Source organism: Streptomyces fildesensis, assembly GCF_016107395.1.
Lineage (GTDB): Bacteria > Actinomycetota > Actinomycetes > Streptomycetales > Streptomycetaceae > Actinacidiphila > Actinacidiphila fildesensis.
Genome location: NZ_JAAIKO010000444.1, coordinates 1 through 213 on the forward strand (window position 1 = coordinate 1; position 213 = coordinate 213).

The following is a 213-nucleotide window of genomic DNA, read 5'->3' on the forward strand; positions in this document are numbered from 1 at the left end:
TGCATTTTGAACCCCGTCAAAATATCCTCCGTCACTGACCCATAAATCCACCCAACTTCTTTTCCCCATTCTGTTTTATCTTCATATCCACAACTAACTACTTGGATGGCCTCTCTTAGGAGCGAAGCAGGGCTGGTTTCTCGAGGAACTCCACCATTTTCAAGAAGAGTTGAAGAAACATAGACTGGAGATTGCCCATATTTTTTCTCCAAT

Annotated in this window: 1 protein-coding gene; it reads right to left on the minus strand. The window is 42.7% G+C overall.

Translation table 11 applies throughout. The annotated features are described in order from the left end of the window. The coding region (locus C6N31_RS47600) for a hypothetical protein (protein ID WP_198359793.1) at positions 1 to 213 on the minus strand (213 nt) is incomplete at both ends.